Source organism: Paludibaculum fermentans, assembly GCF_015277775.1.
Taxonomy (GTDB): Bacteria; Acidobacteriota; Terriglobia; order Bryobacterales; family Bryobacteraceae; genus Paludibaculum; species Paludibaculum fermentans.
Window position 1 is genome coordinate 8,042,698 of record NZ_CP063849.1, and the last position, 12,560, is coordinate 8,055,257.

The window sequence follows — 12,560 nt, forward strand, 5'->3', positions numbered from 1 at the left end:
AGAGCCACTTTGTACAGAATGAAGGGCCGGTGCGTGCGCAGATGGGGGTCGAAAGACGGTAGATTGGGTACTGATCTTGGGAGAACCCCCTATGAAACTCCACCATACCCTTCTGCTGGGCGCCTGCCTGGCCACGATCCTGTCCGCGCAGCAAACCGGCAGCAGCGGCATCGATCGTTCCAACCTCGACACGACCTGTAAGCCTTGCGACGACTTCTGGCGGTACGCCAACGGCGGCTGGCTCGATAAGAACCCGATTCCTGGCCGTTACCCGTCGTGGGGCACGATGTCGGTGATGAGTGAAGGGAACCGGGAGCGGCTCCGGACGATTCTGGAAGCGGCGGCGGCCAACAAGAGCGCCCCGGCCAGCTCGAACGAGCGCAAGATCGGCGACTTCTATGCCAGTTGCATGGACACGGCGGCCATCGAGTCGCGCGGCCTGAAGCCGATCCAGCCGCAACTCGACCGCATCGCGGCCGTGAAGGACGTAGCCGGTATGACCGCGGCCTTGAACGACTTCCAGCAGATGACGCCGATCGGGCCGTACTTCGTCATGAGCGGCCAGGACCTGAAGAGCTCCAAGGACGTCATCGCGAATATTGGGGTGGGCGGCATCTCCCTGCCGGACCGCGACTACTACTTCAAGACCGACCCGAGGTCGGTGAAGATCCGAGAAGAGTTTGTGACGCATGTCACCAAGATGATGGAGTTGCTGGGCGACAAGCCGGAAGTGGCGGCCGCCGAAGCGAAGGCTGTGCTTGAGTTCGAGACCGCCCTGGCCAGCTCGATGATGACCAACGTGCAGCGGCGCGATCCGGATGCCCGCTACCACAAGATGGACATGGCGGGACTGAAGGCGTTGGCGCCCGGGCTGGACTGGACGGGCCTGTTCAAGCAGTTCCACATTGCCGAGTCGACGGCAATCAACGTGGGCGAGCCGGAGACGCTCAAAAAGCTCAATGCGCAGCTGACCGCGGCTTCGCTGGCCGACTGGAAGACCTGGACCCGCTGGCGCACCGTGAGCACCGCGGCCGACATGCTGCCCAAGGCGTTTGAGGACGAGGATTTCCGCTTCAGCCGCACGGTGCTTTCCGGAGTGAAAGAGCAGCAGCCGCGCTGGCAGACCTGCACCAACGCCGTCGACCGCAACCTGGGCGAGGCGCTGGGCGAGGTCTTCGTGAAGAAGCATTTCCCGCCCGAAGCCAAGCGCCGGATGAACGAACTGGTGGAGAACCTGCGGATTTCGTTGCGTGAGCAGCTGCAGGCAGCCGACTGGCTGACCCCCGAGACCCGCAAAAACGCGGTGGCCAAGCTGAATGCGTTCGTGCCGAAAGTGGGTTATCCCGACAAGTGGCGCGACTACTCGGCCGTCAAGGTGGATCCCAAGGCCTACTTCGAGAATACGCGGGTGGCCAGCCTGAACAACCGCCTCTATCAATTGTCGAAGATCGGCAAGCCGGTGAACCGCAACGACTGGGGCATGACGCCGCCGACGGTGAATGCCTACTACAGCCCGCTGATGAACGAGATCGTGTTCCCGGCCGGCATCCTGCAGTCTCCGATGTTCGACCTGCAGGCCGATGACGCGGTGAACTACGGCGCGATTGCGGCTGTGATCGGGCACGAAATGGGCCATGGCTTTGACGACCAGGGTTCGAAGTTCGACGCGGAAGGCAATCGCAAGGACTGGTGGACGGTGGAAGACCGCCAGAAGTTCGACGCGAAGGCCGGTTGCGTGATCCACCAGTTCGACACGATGGATGTGGGCGAAGGCCTGCACCACACCGGCAAGCTGGTGGTGGGCGAGGCGATGGGCGACCTGGGCGGTTTGACGCTGGCCTACGAGGCGTACAAGCGTACCCTGAAGGGCAAGCCCGGTCCGGTGATCGACGGCTTCACGGCGGATCAGCGGTTCTTCCTGGCCTTTGCAAGAGTGTGGGGTTCGCAGTACCGGCCCGAGGCCATGCGGCTGCAGCTCAACACCAATCCGCACCCTCTGGCGAAGTTCCGCGCGAATGGGACGGTGATGAACATGCCCGCTTTCTACGAGGCGTTCCACTGCAAGCAGGGCGACCCCATGGTGCGCCCGGTCGAGCAGCAGTGTAAGCTCTGGTAATTGTCATAAAAACCGCCGGCGCCAAACGGGGGCGCCGGCGGATTTGACGCCAGCCCTCAGCAAGTGATAAACCCGTCCTTCATGCGCCATGTCGCCGCGCAGGAATGCAAGGAGATTCTGGGATGAATCTTGAAGATGTCGCACAGCGAGCTGGAGTCTCAACGGCCACCGTCTCCCGTGTGCTGAACAATATCGGAGTGGTGCGGGATGCCACTCGCGAGCGCGTGCTGAAGGCCGTCGAAGAGCTGAAGTACTATCCCAATATGCATGCCCGAGCCTTGGCCGCGGGCAGCAACCGGACCATCGGCATCATCGTTTCCAACCTGGAAAATCCATTCTTTCTCGACGTATTCCGCAGTTTGGAAGCCGAGGCGAATCGCAATGGCTATGAAGTCCTGGTGGCGAATACCGACTATCAGGTGGACCGCCTGAAGGCGAGCGTCCGGCTGATGATCGGGCGAAGATTGGGCGGCCTGGCGCTGGTTGTTTCGGAGATGGACGAAGCGCTGCTGGAAGAGTTGGCCGAACGCAAGGTGCCCACCGTGGTCTACGACGTCGGCACGCCGCGCGAGAGCATCATCAGCATCAAGATCAATTACCGGACCGCGGTGCAGCAGATCGCGCAGTACCTGTTTGAACTGGGCCACCGGCGGTTTGCGTTCATCGGCCACCACACCACGTTGGGACCGCTCAACGACAGGCGCCAGACCTTTGTCGAGGTGATGGAGCACTTCGCGCCGCAGGTGGAGTTCCGGACGGTGGCCGATCTGGACGGCCTGGCCGGCGGACGCAGCGCGGTGCGGCAGATCTATCAATCCGGCTTCCGGCCGACGGCCATCGTGTGCGTGAACGACTTCATGGCGCTGGGCGTCTTACGGCAATTGAAGGACCTGGGGCTGAGGGTGCCCGATGATGTGTCGGTGACGGGCTTTGACGGCCTGGATCTGGCGGATGTGGTTTCGCCGGCGCTGACGACGGCGCGCATCGCGCGGGATCTGATCGGACACCGCATCTTCGAGAGCTTTACAGCGGATGCGGCCCGCCTGGAGGAGATCAGGGAGACTCTGATCCAGCCCGAATTGATCATCCGCGAATCGAGCGGCGCCGTGCCCGTTCTGACGAACGTACACTGACAACGCCTAAACCTGAATTTGTAGTACTGATTCCAGCTACACTCACAGCATGTCCAGGCGCACGAAGTGGATCGTAGGGTCCGCGGTGGCGGCAGGCCTGATTCTGGCCGGGTTGTTTGTGGCTGGAATGATCCTGTCGCGCCGGTTTGAGCCGTTCCTGCGGGAGCAGACCATTGCGTACCTGGAGACGCGGTTCCGCGCCAGCGTCGCTTTGAAGACCATCCACATCGACCTTCCCTTGAAGTCGCCGCTGGACCTCCTGTTCCACAAGGGCAAGATGATCAAGGTGCGCGTCAACGGGGAAGACCTGGAAGTGCGGCTGAAGAGCATGCCTGCCGCGCCCTCCATCCTGAAGATGAGGAAGTTCCTGTTCGAGGTGGATCTCGACGCGATCTTGAATGGCAAGGCGCTGGTGCACCGCGTCAACCTGGAAGGTTTCGAGATCAACATCCCGCCGAAGGCAGACCGGCCCAAGCTGGCGAATAGCCTGCAGGCGCCCGAGCCGCAGGATGAGGCAGGGAAGCCGCAAAAGGTGGACGTGCTGATCGAAGAAGTGCTGGCCAGCGGCAGTACGTTAACGATTCTGCCAAAGGATGCCACCAAGGCTCCGCTGGTGTTCCGGATCCATACTTTGCGCCTGGAATCGGCTGGAACCGGCACGGCGATGAAGTATCAGGCGCAACTGACGAATGCCAAGCCGCCGGGGCTGATCCAGTGCACCGGAACATTTGGACCCTGGGTGGCGGATAGCCCCTCGGACACGCCGCTGACCGGCAAGTACACGTTCGACAACGCGGATCTGGGCGTCTTCAAGGGAATCGCCGGACTGCTCTACTCCACCGGCGATTTCAGCGGCACGCTGGACGAGATTACCGTGGATGGCGAGACACGAGTGCCCGAGTTCCGGCTGACCATGAGCGGCAACCGCCTGCCCCTGACGACGAAATATCACGCGATTGTGGACGGCACGAACGGCAATACGCGGCTGGAGCCGGTGCAGGGGGTGCTGGGCTCCACGGCATTCACAGTGCGCGGCAGCGTGGTGCGGAACGTGGGCGCTAAGGGCAAGACGGTGGACCTGAAGGCCGTGATGCCCAAGGGGCGGCTGCAGGACGTACTGATGCTGGCGATGAAGGGCGATAAGCCGTTCATGAAAGGCGGGATCAATCTCGACTTCCGGGTGGTGCTGCCGCCGGGCCAGGGCGAGATCGCCGACCGGCTGCGGCTGAAAGGGGCGTTCCAACTGGTGGATGCGCTGTTCAGCCGCGCCGACGTACAGGAAGGCCTTGATTCGCTCAGCCGGCGGGCGCAGGGGCAGCCGCAGAACGAGGAGCTCGGCGAGATTCCGTCGCAGATGTCCGGCGAGTTCGAAATGGGCGGAGGGCGGATCGACTTTTCGAAGCTGGGATTCGAGATTCCCGGCGCGGAGGTGGAGCTGACCGGCAACTATGTCTTCCACTCGCAGGAGCTGGATTTCCACGGCACGGCCCGCATGCAGGCGCGGCTCTCGCAGATGATGAAGTCGAGGTGGAAGAGGCTGGCGCTGAAGCCGGTGGATCCGTTCTTTGCGAAAGACGGCTACGGGGTGGTGGCGAAGATCAAGATTACAGGGACGCGGGAGAAGCCCTCGTTTGGCCTGGACCGGGGCAAGAAGTAGGGAAAAGGGCAGCCCTGGCGAGCTGCCCCTTTGTTTCCAGTCCTGAGCGGCGGCCTATTCGAGGCCGAGGATGCGGCGGTTGCGCTTGGCGTCGGAGGCGCCGCCGGCGAAGTCGTCGAAGGCCTTCTTGGGGACGTCGATGAGGTGGGCTTCGATGAACGGAGCGCCTTCGGCCGCGCCCTGGGCGGCGTCCTTGAAGCAGCATTCCCATTCGAGGACGGCCCAGCTCTTGTAGCCGGCCGCGGTGAGGCGCGAGAAGACCTGGCCGAAGTCGACCTGGCCGTCGCCCAGGGAGCGGAAGCGGCCCGGACGGTTCTTCCAGTCGGCATAGCCGCCGTACACGCCGGCCTTGGCGGACGGCACGAACTCGGCATCCTTCACGTGGAACGCCTTGATGTAGGGGCCGTAGGCGTCGATGAAGCCGACGTAGTCCATGCACTGCAGGACGAAGTGCGACGGATCGTAATTGATGCCGAGGCGGGGGTGGTTGCCGGTGGCTTCCAGCAGGCGCTCGAAGGTGAGGCCGTCGTGGAGGTCCTCACCCGGGTGCAGTTCGAACGCAAAATCGACCCCATGCTTGTCGGCGAAGTCGAAGATGGGCTTCCAGCGCTTGGCGAGTTCCTTGAAGGCTTCCTCGACCAGGCCGGCGGGCCGCTGCGGCCAGGGGTAGACGGTGGGCCAGAGCAGGGCGCCGGTGAAGGAAGGCGTGACGCTGAGGCCGAGGTTCTTGGAGGCCTTGATGACGAGTTTGAGCTGCTCGACGGCCCACTTGGCGCGGGCTTTGGGATTGCCGCGCACCTCCGGGGCGGCGAAACCATCGAAGAGTTCGTCGTAAGCGGGATGGACGGCCACGAGCTGGCCCTGCAGGTGCGAAGCGAGTTCCGTGATCTCCAGGCCGTTCATCTGGCCCTTCAGGTCCTGGCAGTAGGTCTTCGATTCGGCGGCCTTCTTCAGGTCGATCACCCGGCTGTCCCACGACGGAATCTGGACGCCGATATAGCCGAGTTCCTTGGCCCAGGCAGTGATATTGGGCAGGCTATTGAACGGCTCTTCGTCGCCCATGAACTGGGCCAGGAAAATGGCGGGTCCTTTTATTTGTGACATGATCGCCTCTCAGAGAGTAGTTGGTATCAACCCTCAACATCGTATGCCATCCGTGAGGATGTTGCACCATTCCAGGCGTTCCGGCGGAATCCCGCGCGGCAGCGGTGTCATCCATTGAACAGAAAGTATGAACTGGATCTGTTCGACCTGCGGAGCGCAGCAGGAAGCCAGTGAGCAGGCGCCGGAGTGCTGCCCTATTTGCGAGGATGCCCGGCAGTATGTCGGCTGGGCCGGCCAGCAGTGGACGACGCTGGAGGAGCTTAAGGGCCGGCACCGGAACGTGATCACCGAGGAAGAGCCGGGTGTCTGGTCGATTGTCACCGAGCCTACATTCGGCATTGGGCAGCGCGCGTTTCTCATTCGCACCGAAGAGGGCAATATCCTGTGGGACTGCATTGCCCTTCTGGACGACCAGACGGTGCGGGCCGTAGAGGAACTGGGCGGCATCGGCTGCATTGCGATCTCGCACCCGCACTACTACTCATCGATGATCGAGTGGAGCGATGCCTTCGGCGGAGCGCCGGTTTGGATCCACGAGGACGAGCGGGACTGGTTGCAGCGGCGCAGCGGCGCGGTCCGGCTATGGGTGGGTGATACGGCCAGCCTGCCGGGCGGGGCGACCCTGATCCGCTGCGGCGGGCACTTCAACGGCTACCAGGTGCTGCACCGGGCAGTCGCCTTGTTCGCCGGTGACCAGCCCCAGGTGGCGATGGATCGGCGCTGGACTAGCTTCCTGTACAGCTATCCGAACATGGTGCCGCTGGGGGCCGAGGCGGTGCAGCGCATCGTGGCCGCGCTGGAGCCGTTTGAGTTCGAGCGATTGTACGGCGCATTCCCGGGCAAGACGATCCGCGAGGATGCGAAGGGCGCGGTGCGGCGTTCGGCCGAGCGCTATCTGCAGGCGATCGGCTCGTCGCTGACCGACTTCACGGAGAGTCCGCAGCAACTGGTGGTGGAGCTGTACGTGCGCGATGTGCGCGCGTCGACGGAGTTCTACCAGCGGCTCGGCTTCCAGGTGGAGCGGGCGGAAGAGCACTTCGTGGCGTTGAACTGGGAGCGGTCGAGACTGCTGCTGGAAGAGATTCCAGGACAGCCGGAGCCGCCTTCGACCGTGGTGGCGAACATGCGGATCCTGGTGCCCGACGTGAATCATTACTGGACGTTGTGCCAGGAGCTGGGGCTACGCGTGATCAAGCCCGTGGACGACCGCTACTATGGCCTGCGCGACTTCACGGTCGTCTCGCCGGACGGGCTGGGGTTGCGCTTCGCCACGCCGATCTAGGCCCGCCACGGCAGGAAGATGGTCTTGCCGTTCTTCTCCATATTGCCGCCGAACGCGTGGAGCGTGAACGCGCCGCCCGCCTTGCTGAGGCGGCTTTCCACCCAGCCCACCGGCTCCGTGTCGTTGAAGTTGTAGCCGACGGCGGGCAGGTTGAGCAGATGGATGCCTTCCCACGCTTCGTACTTGTAGGCGTGCGAGTGGCCATAGAGCACGGCCTTCACTTTGCGGTGGGGTTTGAGAATCTCGAAGAAGCGCGGTGCGTCGAGCAGCGAGGTGTCGCCGTCGTCCAGCGTGTGGTGGACGAAGAGGATGGTGGGCAGGTCGCTGGACGTCTTGAGGAACTCGGAGAGCCACGTGCGCTGAGCCTTGCCGAGCAGGCCTGGCGTCGAGTTGGCCTCAATGAGGGAATCGAGCACGATGACGCGCACGGCGGGCCCTTCCACCACCAGCACATGCTTCTCCTGGACGCTCTGGATGCCGGCCTGTTGCTTGCCGAAGACGCCGAGGAAGTTCTTGCGGTGGTCGTGGTTGCCCAGGGCCATGGCGACCGGCACCTTCGAGGAGAGCGGCTTAAGCAGGCCCTGGACCGCCTGGTAATCCGCGGGCAGGCCCTGGAGCCGGGCGACATCGCCGCAATGCAGAACCGCCTCGGGCTGGGCCGCCTCGACCTCCGCGACTACACGCTTGAGATTGGCCACGGGATTGAAGCCACGATAGGTCTCCGAGGCGTCGGCGGGGATGTGGGTATCCGAGATCAGCGCCCAGTGCATCTCCGGTTCGGCGGAGCGCAGCAGCGAGACACCCGCGCCGGCCATGGCGAGGGCGAAGGTGCGGCGGGAGAGGGAAGGGATCGAGGCGTACGGCATCTTACCCCACAGTGTACCCAGCGCCCGGCATGGCGCGCTGTCTCAGTGAGCGGCGGGTTTCGCGTCCAGCGCCGCGACGGCGGCCGACTGCTCGCGGCCATAGGTGAAGCGGTCGATGTCGCTGACACCGGATTTGGCGTAGTCGCGGGCCGTCTTGCCGTCGCTGTTGCGGACCTTTGGATCGGCGCCGTACTTCAGCAGGGAGCGGACAATGCCGTCATAGCCATAGCCGGCCGCCATCATGAGCGGAGTCATTTTGCCGTGGGCGAGATTGGGGTCGGCTCCTTTGGCCAGCAGCAGGTCGACGGCTTGCGGCTGGTTCTTGTGGATGGCGTGCTGGAGGACGGTCCAGTTGTTGACTCCGGCCGACTGGTTGACGCCGGCGCCCTGATCCAGTTGCTTGTTCATGGCGGCGAGGTCGCCTTCCCGGGCAGCGCCGATCAGGGTGGAGGTATCGTGGGCACCGCCGCAGCCTGCGAGCACGGTAGCGGTCAAGAGGAGGAGAAGGAGGCCGCGGCGATGCTTCATGCAATGATTGTACGAAGAGTACTTTGAATTGTAAAGTACAAACTGATTACTGGCTCCAGCGGCCGGCTTTGGCGGACTGCTCCAGCAGCGCGGCCGGTTTCCAGAACGGGCCGAACTCGTCGTAGAGGGCGCGCATGCGGTCGGCCACCCGCTGCAGGCCGAGGGTCTCGGCGTAGTGCATGGGGCCGCCGCGCCAGGCTGGGAAGCCGTAGCCGTTTACGTAGACGATGTCGATGTCGACAGGACGCAGGGCGACGCCCTCCTCCAACAGCCGGGCGCCTTCGTTGATGAGGGCGAAGAGTGTGCGCTCGAGGATCTCCGTGTGGGCGAAGGTTCGCTGGGGGATGGCCTGGCAGGCGGCGTATTCGCGGACGAGGCGCTCGACTTCGGGGTCGGGTGAAGGTGCGCGATTCGCGTCGTAGAGATACCAACCGGCGCCGGACTTCTGGCCGTAGCGGCCACGGGTGTAGAGTTCGTCCTCAAACGACGCCGGCTGGATGTGCGGGATCCCCAGGCGGATGGCCTCCTGGCGCACCCGCCAGGCCACGTCGACGCCGGCGAGATCACCGACGGCCAGGGGGCCCATGGCCATGCCCCAATCCGTCAGGGCCTGGTCGACCTGCCCGACGGAGGCGCCCTCCTCCACGAGCCGGATGGCTTCGTGGCGGTAAGGGCCGAACATGCGGTTGCCGATGAAGCCGAAAGCGTTGCCGGACAGGACGCCCACCTTCTTGAGGGTTTTGCCCAGCTCCATTGCCGTGGCGATCACCGCCGGCGATGTTGCTTTGCCCCGGACCACCTCCAGCAGCCGCATGACATTGGCGGGGCTGAAGAAGTGGGTGCCGACGACCCACTCCGGCCGGTTGGTGGCCGAGGCGATCTCGTCGATGTCGAGTGTCGAGGTGTTGGTGGAGAGGATGGCTCCGTCGCGCACGACCGCGTCGAGGTCGGAGAAGACGTGCTTCTTGAGGGCCAGTTCCTCGAAGACGGCTTCGACGACGATATCTGCTTCGTCGAAACCCTCGTAGCGCAGGACGGGCTTGATCAGGTCGAGGCGCTGCGCGGCGGTTTCGGCGGAGAGGCGGCCGCGTTTCACCGAGTTTTCGTAGTTGCGGCGGATGGAGTTGAGGCCGTGATCCAGGGCGCTCTGGGTCGTTTCCTTCAGGACCACCGGGATCCCCGCATTGGCGAAGCACATGGCGATGCCGCCGCCCATGGTGCCCGCGCCCACGACCGCCGCCCGGCGCAGCGGCAAGGGTTGAACTTCCTTGGGCAGGCCAGGGATGCGCGCGACGGCGCGTTCGCCGAAGAAGACGTGGATGAGGGCTTTGGACTGTGTGCCGAACAGGCATTCGCTGAAGAGTTTGGCTTCGTACTCGAGGCCGGCATCGAAATCGAAGCGGGCGGTGGCGGCGATGGACTCGAGTGCGGCCAGCGGAGCGGTCTGGCCCTTGAGCTTCCTGCGGCAGGAGTCCTGGAACAGTGCCTTGAGCGATTCCGCGGCGACCGCGCCGACGAGCTTGGCGGAGAGGTCGCGGGTGCGGCGGACCGGCGGATGCTCGTTGGCAAAGGCGATGGCGCCGGTGAGCAGGTCGCCCTCGATGAGACGGTCGACGATGCCGCTACCCAGGGCCTCGGAGGCGCTGACGGGCTCGCCGAAGGCGCACATCTGCATGGCTGTTTCGACGCCTGCGAGCCGGGGCAGCCGCTGCGTACCGCCGCGCCCGGGATGAGTCCGAGCTTCACTTCGGGCTGGCCGACCTTGGCCGACGGCACGGCGACACGGTAGTGGCCCGCCATGGCGGTCTCCAGTCCGCCGCCGAGCGCGGTGCCGTGGATGGCCATGATCACCGGCTTCGGCGAGTCCTCGATTTCCGAGAGGATCCCGTTCAGGTTCAGGGGCGGCGCTTCGCCGGAGACGATGCGGCCGAATTCACGGATATCGGCGCCGGCGATGAACGTGCGGCCCGCGCCGATGACGACCACGGCATGGATCGTGTCGTCGGAGGCGGCGGAACGGACCGCGGCGGCGATGCCCTCAGGCACTCCGGGACTCAATGCATTCACGGGCGGATTGTTGATGGTGACTACCAGGACGGAGCCCTGCCGGGAGGTCGTAACGAGATCGCTCATAGAGTTGTCCTACACTGAAATTTGAAGCCCCAGCCTCTGAACGCCAAAGAGCTCAACGAGCTCATCCTCAAGATGCCATTCAATCACCATTTGGGCCTGCGTGTGACGCGTGTGTACAAAGATGGGCTGACGCTGGAGTGCGAGGTGCGGCCCGAGATGACAAATGGGCTGGGCACGCTGCACGGCGGAGTGACGGCTTCGCTGGTGGATGCAGCGGTCGGCATTGCCGTCATTGGCGCCCGCGGCGGAGCGCCGGCGACGACGGTGGAGATGAAGCTGAACTACCTGCGTCCGGCAACGCACGGAAAGGTGCGGGCGCGGGCGCGGCTGTTGAAGGTGGGCCGGACACTGGCGGTAGGCAGCGTGGACGTACACGACTCACATGGGCACGCCATTGCGACGGCCCTGCTGACGTACATGCTGCTGTAGGGCGCCTGAAAGCGCTTAGTTATAGAACGAGAGGTCGGTGCTCGCCTTGCCGGCGATGCTGGCCACCTGGCTGAAGGTCTGGCCGTTCAGGACGATGGTGCGTCGGATGGAGATGACGGATTCTCCGGTACGGTCCTGGTAGCGGCAGTAGGAGTTGGGAATCGCCTGGGGCAGGCGTTCGAGGACCGCGCGGTCGTGGATGACGAGCGTGGCGACTTCGAACTCGGAGATGGTCGTCTGGCCTCCGCTCTCCAGGACTTCCTGTACGCGCACCTGATCGAGAGTGGTGCAGTCCTCCGACAGGGTGCCGGACATGTAGATGGACCGGCTGCGGCCGCCGTTGCCGCGGATGCGGCCGCTGACGGTGAAGGTACGGCCGCTCCACTCGACCGGCAGCGCGGGCGCGGTGTGGTCGGTGGCCATGCTGTTGATGTGGATACTGGGCGACTCCCGCTCTTTGCGGTTCTGTCCATTGGCATCTTTGAGGGATGGGAATTCGACGACCAGTCTGGCGGAGACACTAGCGGCGATCGACTTCACACTTCGGAAGAAGGCCATGGGATCGGCCTTGGTGGTCAACTGCAACGGGGACTCCTCTGTGGGTTCCATGGGTGGCTGGCCGCGGGTGGGGCACCGGCGGGTGAAAACGCAAAGCACGCGGGCTCCCCCGAGGAAACCCGCGCGCTCCCTTCTACTGAGGTGATTTGGATGTCAGGTTAGGCGCTACGCACCTCCAGGGCTTCCAGTTTTCCATCGCTGCGGAGCACCGCGACGATTTTCACTTCCATGCCGGGCTTCAGACTTTTGAAGCTCAGTCCCCGCGAGTAGCGGGTGGAGGAGGTGGCCACGATCGGCACACTGGTGCCTTGAACCTGGACCACACTTTGGTCCTCGTCCACGGCCTCAATCTTGCCGGTCACCTCCTGCTTCTCCGCTGCTTGGGCTTCCTGGTGAGTGGGCCGGGCACCCCCCTCCGATTGAGCACCAATGGTGCCCACTGGGGTGTTCCCAATTGCCAAAGCACTCACCAGGAGAACTGAGGCCGCGGATCCTAATGTCAGGCTTAGTTTCATCGGCTTGCTCCTGTTCTTCTGTGTGCCGCCACCGCACCGGTTCCCGCCGGCGGGGCACTTTCCAAGCGGTTTGCCGAGAAGGAGAGCCGGGCGCAATGTCGGTTCTCCGGGTGATTTCCGCTCATGCCGAATAGGTTGCAGGAAGGCGGCCAAATCGCTAAGTGATAGAAAACAAGCGCATCTGGATCGTGTTACAGGTCTGCGGGGCCGGTAGCATCTACGCAAACGCGCGGCTGCGT

General features: G+C 63.9%; 11 protein-coding genes and 1 pseudogene. 5 read left to right on the forward strand and 7 right to left on the reverse strand.

Annotated features, from left to right (window positions below; genetic code table 11):
- Positions 1 to 91 precede the first annotated feature (91 nt).
- The 3 genes from IRI77_RS31915 (at position 92) to IRI77_RS31925 (ending at position 4,906) form a co-directional block, all read left to right on the forward strand.
- On the forward strand, positions 92 to 2,116 hold the full coding sequence (locus IRI77_RS31915) for a M13 family metallopeptidase (RefSeq protein WP_194448990.1): 2,025 nt from the start codon (positions 92 to 94) through the stop codon (positions 2,114 to 2,116).
- 122 nt (positions 2,117 to 2,238) lie between these two features.
- Positions 2,239 to 3,249, forward strand: coding sequence for a LacI family DNA-binding transcriptional regulator (locus IRI77_RS31920; RefSeq protein ID WP_194448991.1), 1,011 nt, complete (start codon positions 2,239 to 2,241; stop codon positions 3,247 to 3,249).
- Between the two features lie 49 nt (positions 3,250 to 3,298).
- Positions 3,299 to 4,906, forward strand: a complete 1,608-nt coding sequence (locus IRI77_RS31925; protein WP_194448992.1) for an AsmA family protein — start codon at positions 3,299 to 3,301, stop codon at positions 4,904 to 4,906.
- 54 nt (positions 4,907 to 4,960) lie between these two features.
- Here the strand turns inward: IRI77_RS31925 and IRI77_RS31930 are convergent, their stop codons facing one another.
- A complete protein-coding gene (locus IRI77_RS31930) occupies positions 4,961 to 6,010 on the reverse strand; it encodes a sugar phosphate isomerase/epimerase family protein (RefSeq protein WP_194448993.1) in 1,050 nt (349 codons plus the stop codon).
- A gap of 127 nt (positions 6,011 to 6,137) precedes the next feature.
- Here IRI77_RS31930 and IRI77_RS31935 point away from each other — a divergent pair, with 127 nt between their 5' ends.
- Complete coding sequence (locus IRI77_RS31935) at positions 6,138 to 7,292, forward strand: VOC family protein (RefSeq protein ID WP_194448994.1); 1,155 nt, start codon at positions 6,138 to 6,140, stop codon at positions 7,290 to 7,292.
- Here the strand turns inward: IRI77_RS31935 and IRI77_RS31940 are convergent.
- From IRI77_RS31940 to IRI77_RS38760, 4 genes and pseudogenes are all read right to left on the reverse strand, one after another.
- A complete protein-coding gene (locus tag IRI77_RS31940) occupies positions 7,289 to 8,158 on the reverse strand; it encodes a metallophosphoesterase family protein (RefSeq protein ID WP_194448995.1) in 870 nt (289 codons plus the stop codon). The two genes, IRI77_RS31935 and IRI77_RS31940, sit on opposite strands and share 4 nt — an antisense overlap.
- Before the next feature lie 42 nt (positions 8,159 to 8,200).
- Positions 8,201 to 8,686, reverse strand: a complete 486-nt coding sequence (locus tag IRI77_RS31945) for an ankyrin repeat domain-containing protein (protein WP_194448996.1) — start codon at positions 8,684 to 8,686, stop codon at positions 8,201 to 8,203.
- Between the two features lie 46 nt (positions 8,687 to 8,732).
- Positions 8,733 to 10,361, reverse strand: a complete 1,629-nt coding sequence (locus IRI77_RS38435) for a 3-hydroxyacyl-CoA dehydrogenase NAD-binding domain-containing protein (protein ID WP_407674125.1) — start codon at positions 10,359 to 10,361, stop codon at positions 8,733 to 8,735.
- Positions 10,338 to 10,819, reverse strand: a pseudogene (locus IRI77_RS38760) (enoyl-CoA hydratase/isomerase family protein); the annotation flags it as partial. The gene IRI77_RS38435 and the pseudogene IRI77_RS38760, both read right to left, overlap by 24 nt.
- A 21-nt stretch (positions 10,820 to 10,840) precedes the next feature.
- Between IRI77_RS38760 and IRI77_RS31955 the strand changes: the two are divergent.
- Positions 10,841 to 11,248, forward strand: a complete 408-nt coding sequence (locus IRI77_RS31955; protein WP_194448997.1) for a PaaI family thioesterase — start codon at positions 10,841 to 10,843, stop codon at positions 11,246 to 11,248.
- A gap of 15 nt (positions 11,249 to 11,263) precedes the next feature.
- Here IRI77_RS31955 and IRI77_RS31960 read toward each other — a convergent pair whose 3' ends face one another.
- Both IRI77_RS31960 and IRI77_RS31965 read right to left on the reverse strand, forming a co-directional pair.
- Positions 11,264 to 11,857: a hypothetical protein gene (locus IRI77_RS31960; protein WP_194448998.1), complete on the reverse strand. Its 594-nt coding sequence runs from the start codon at positions 11,855 to 11,857 to the stop codon at positions 11,264 to 11,266.
- A gap of 107 nt (positions 11,858 to 11,964) precedes the next feature.
- Positions 11,965 to 12,168 (reverse strand): DUF5666 domain-containing protein, encoded by a 204-nt coding sequence (locus IRI77_RS31965; RefSeq protein ID WP_194448999.1) that lies wholly within the window; start codon positions 12,166 to 12,168, stop codon positions 11,965 to 11,967.
- Positions 12,169 to 12,560: the final 392 nt, after the last annotated feature.

Excerpts from the sequence above, each read along its gene's own strand:
- IRI77_RS31915 (WP_194448990.1), top strand. The coding sequence starts at position 92 with ATGAAACTCCACCATACCCTTCTGCTGGGCGCCTGCCTGGCCACGATC.
- IRI77_RS31920 (WP_194448991.1), top strand. The coding sequence starts at position 2,239 with ATGAATCTTGAAGATGTCGCACAGCGAGCTGGAGTCTCAACGGCCACC.
- IRI77_RS31925 (WP_194448992.1), top strand. The coding sequence starts at position 3,299 with ATGTCCAGGCGCACGAAGTGGATCGTAGGGTCCGCGGTGGCGGCAGGC.
- IRI77_RS31930 (WP_194448993.1), bottom strand. The coding sequence starts at position 6,010 with ATGTCACAAATAAAAGGACCCGCCATTTTCCTGGCCCAGTTCATGGGC.
- IRI77_RS31935 (WP_194448994.1), top strand. The coding sequence starts at position 6,138 with ATGAACTGGATCTGTTCGACCTGCGGAGCGCAGCAGGAAGCCAGTGAG.
- IRI77_RS31940 (WP_194448995.1), bottom strand. The coding sequence starts at position 8,158 with ATGCCGTACGCCTCGATCCCTTCCCTCTCCCGCCGCACCTTCGCCCTC.
- IRI77_RS31945 (WP_194448996.1), bottom strand. The coding sequence starts at position 8,686 with ATGAAGCATCGCCGCGGCCTCCTTCTCCTCCTCTTGACCGCTACCGTG.
- IRI77_RS38435 (WP_407674125.1), bottom strand. The coding sequence starts at position 10,361 with ATGCAGATGTGCGCCTTCGGCGAGCCCGTCAGCGCCTCCGAGGCCCTG.
- IRI77_RS31960 (WP_194448998.1), bottom strand. The coding sequence starts at position 11,857 with ATGGAACCCACAGAGGAGTCCCCGTTGCAGTTGACCACCAAGGCCGAT.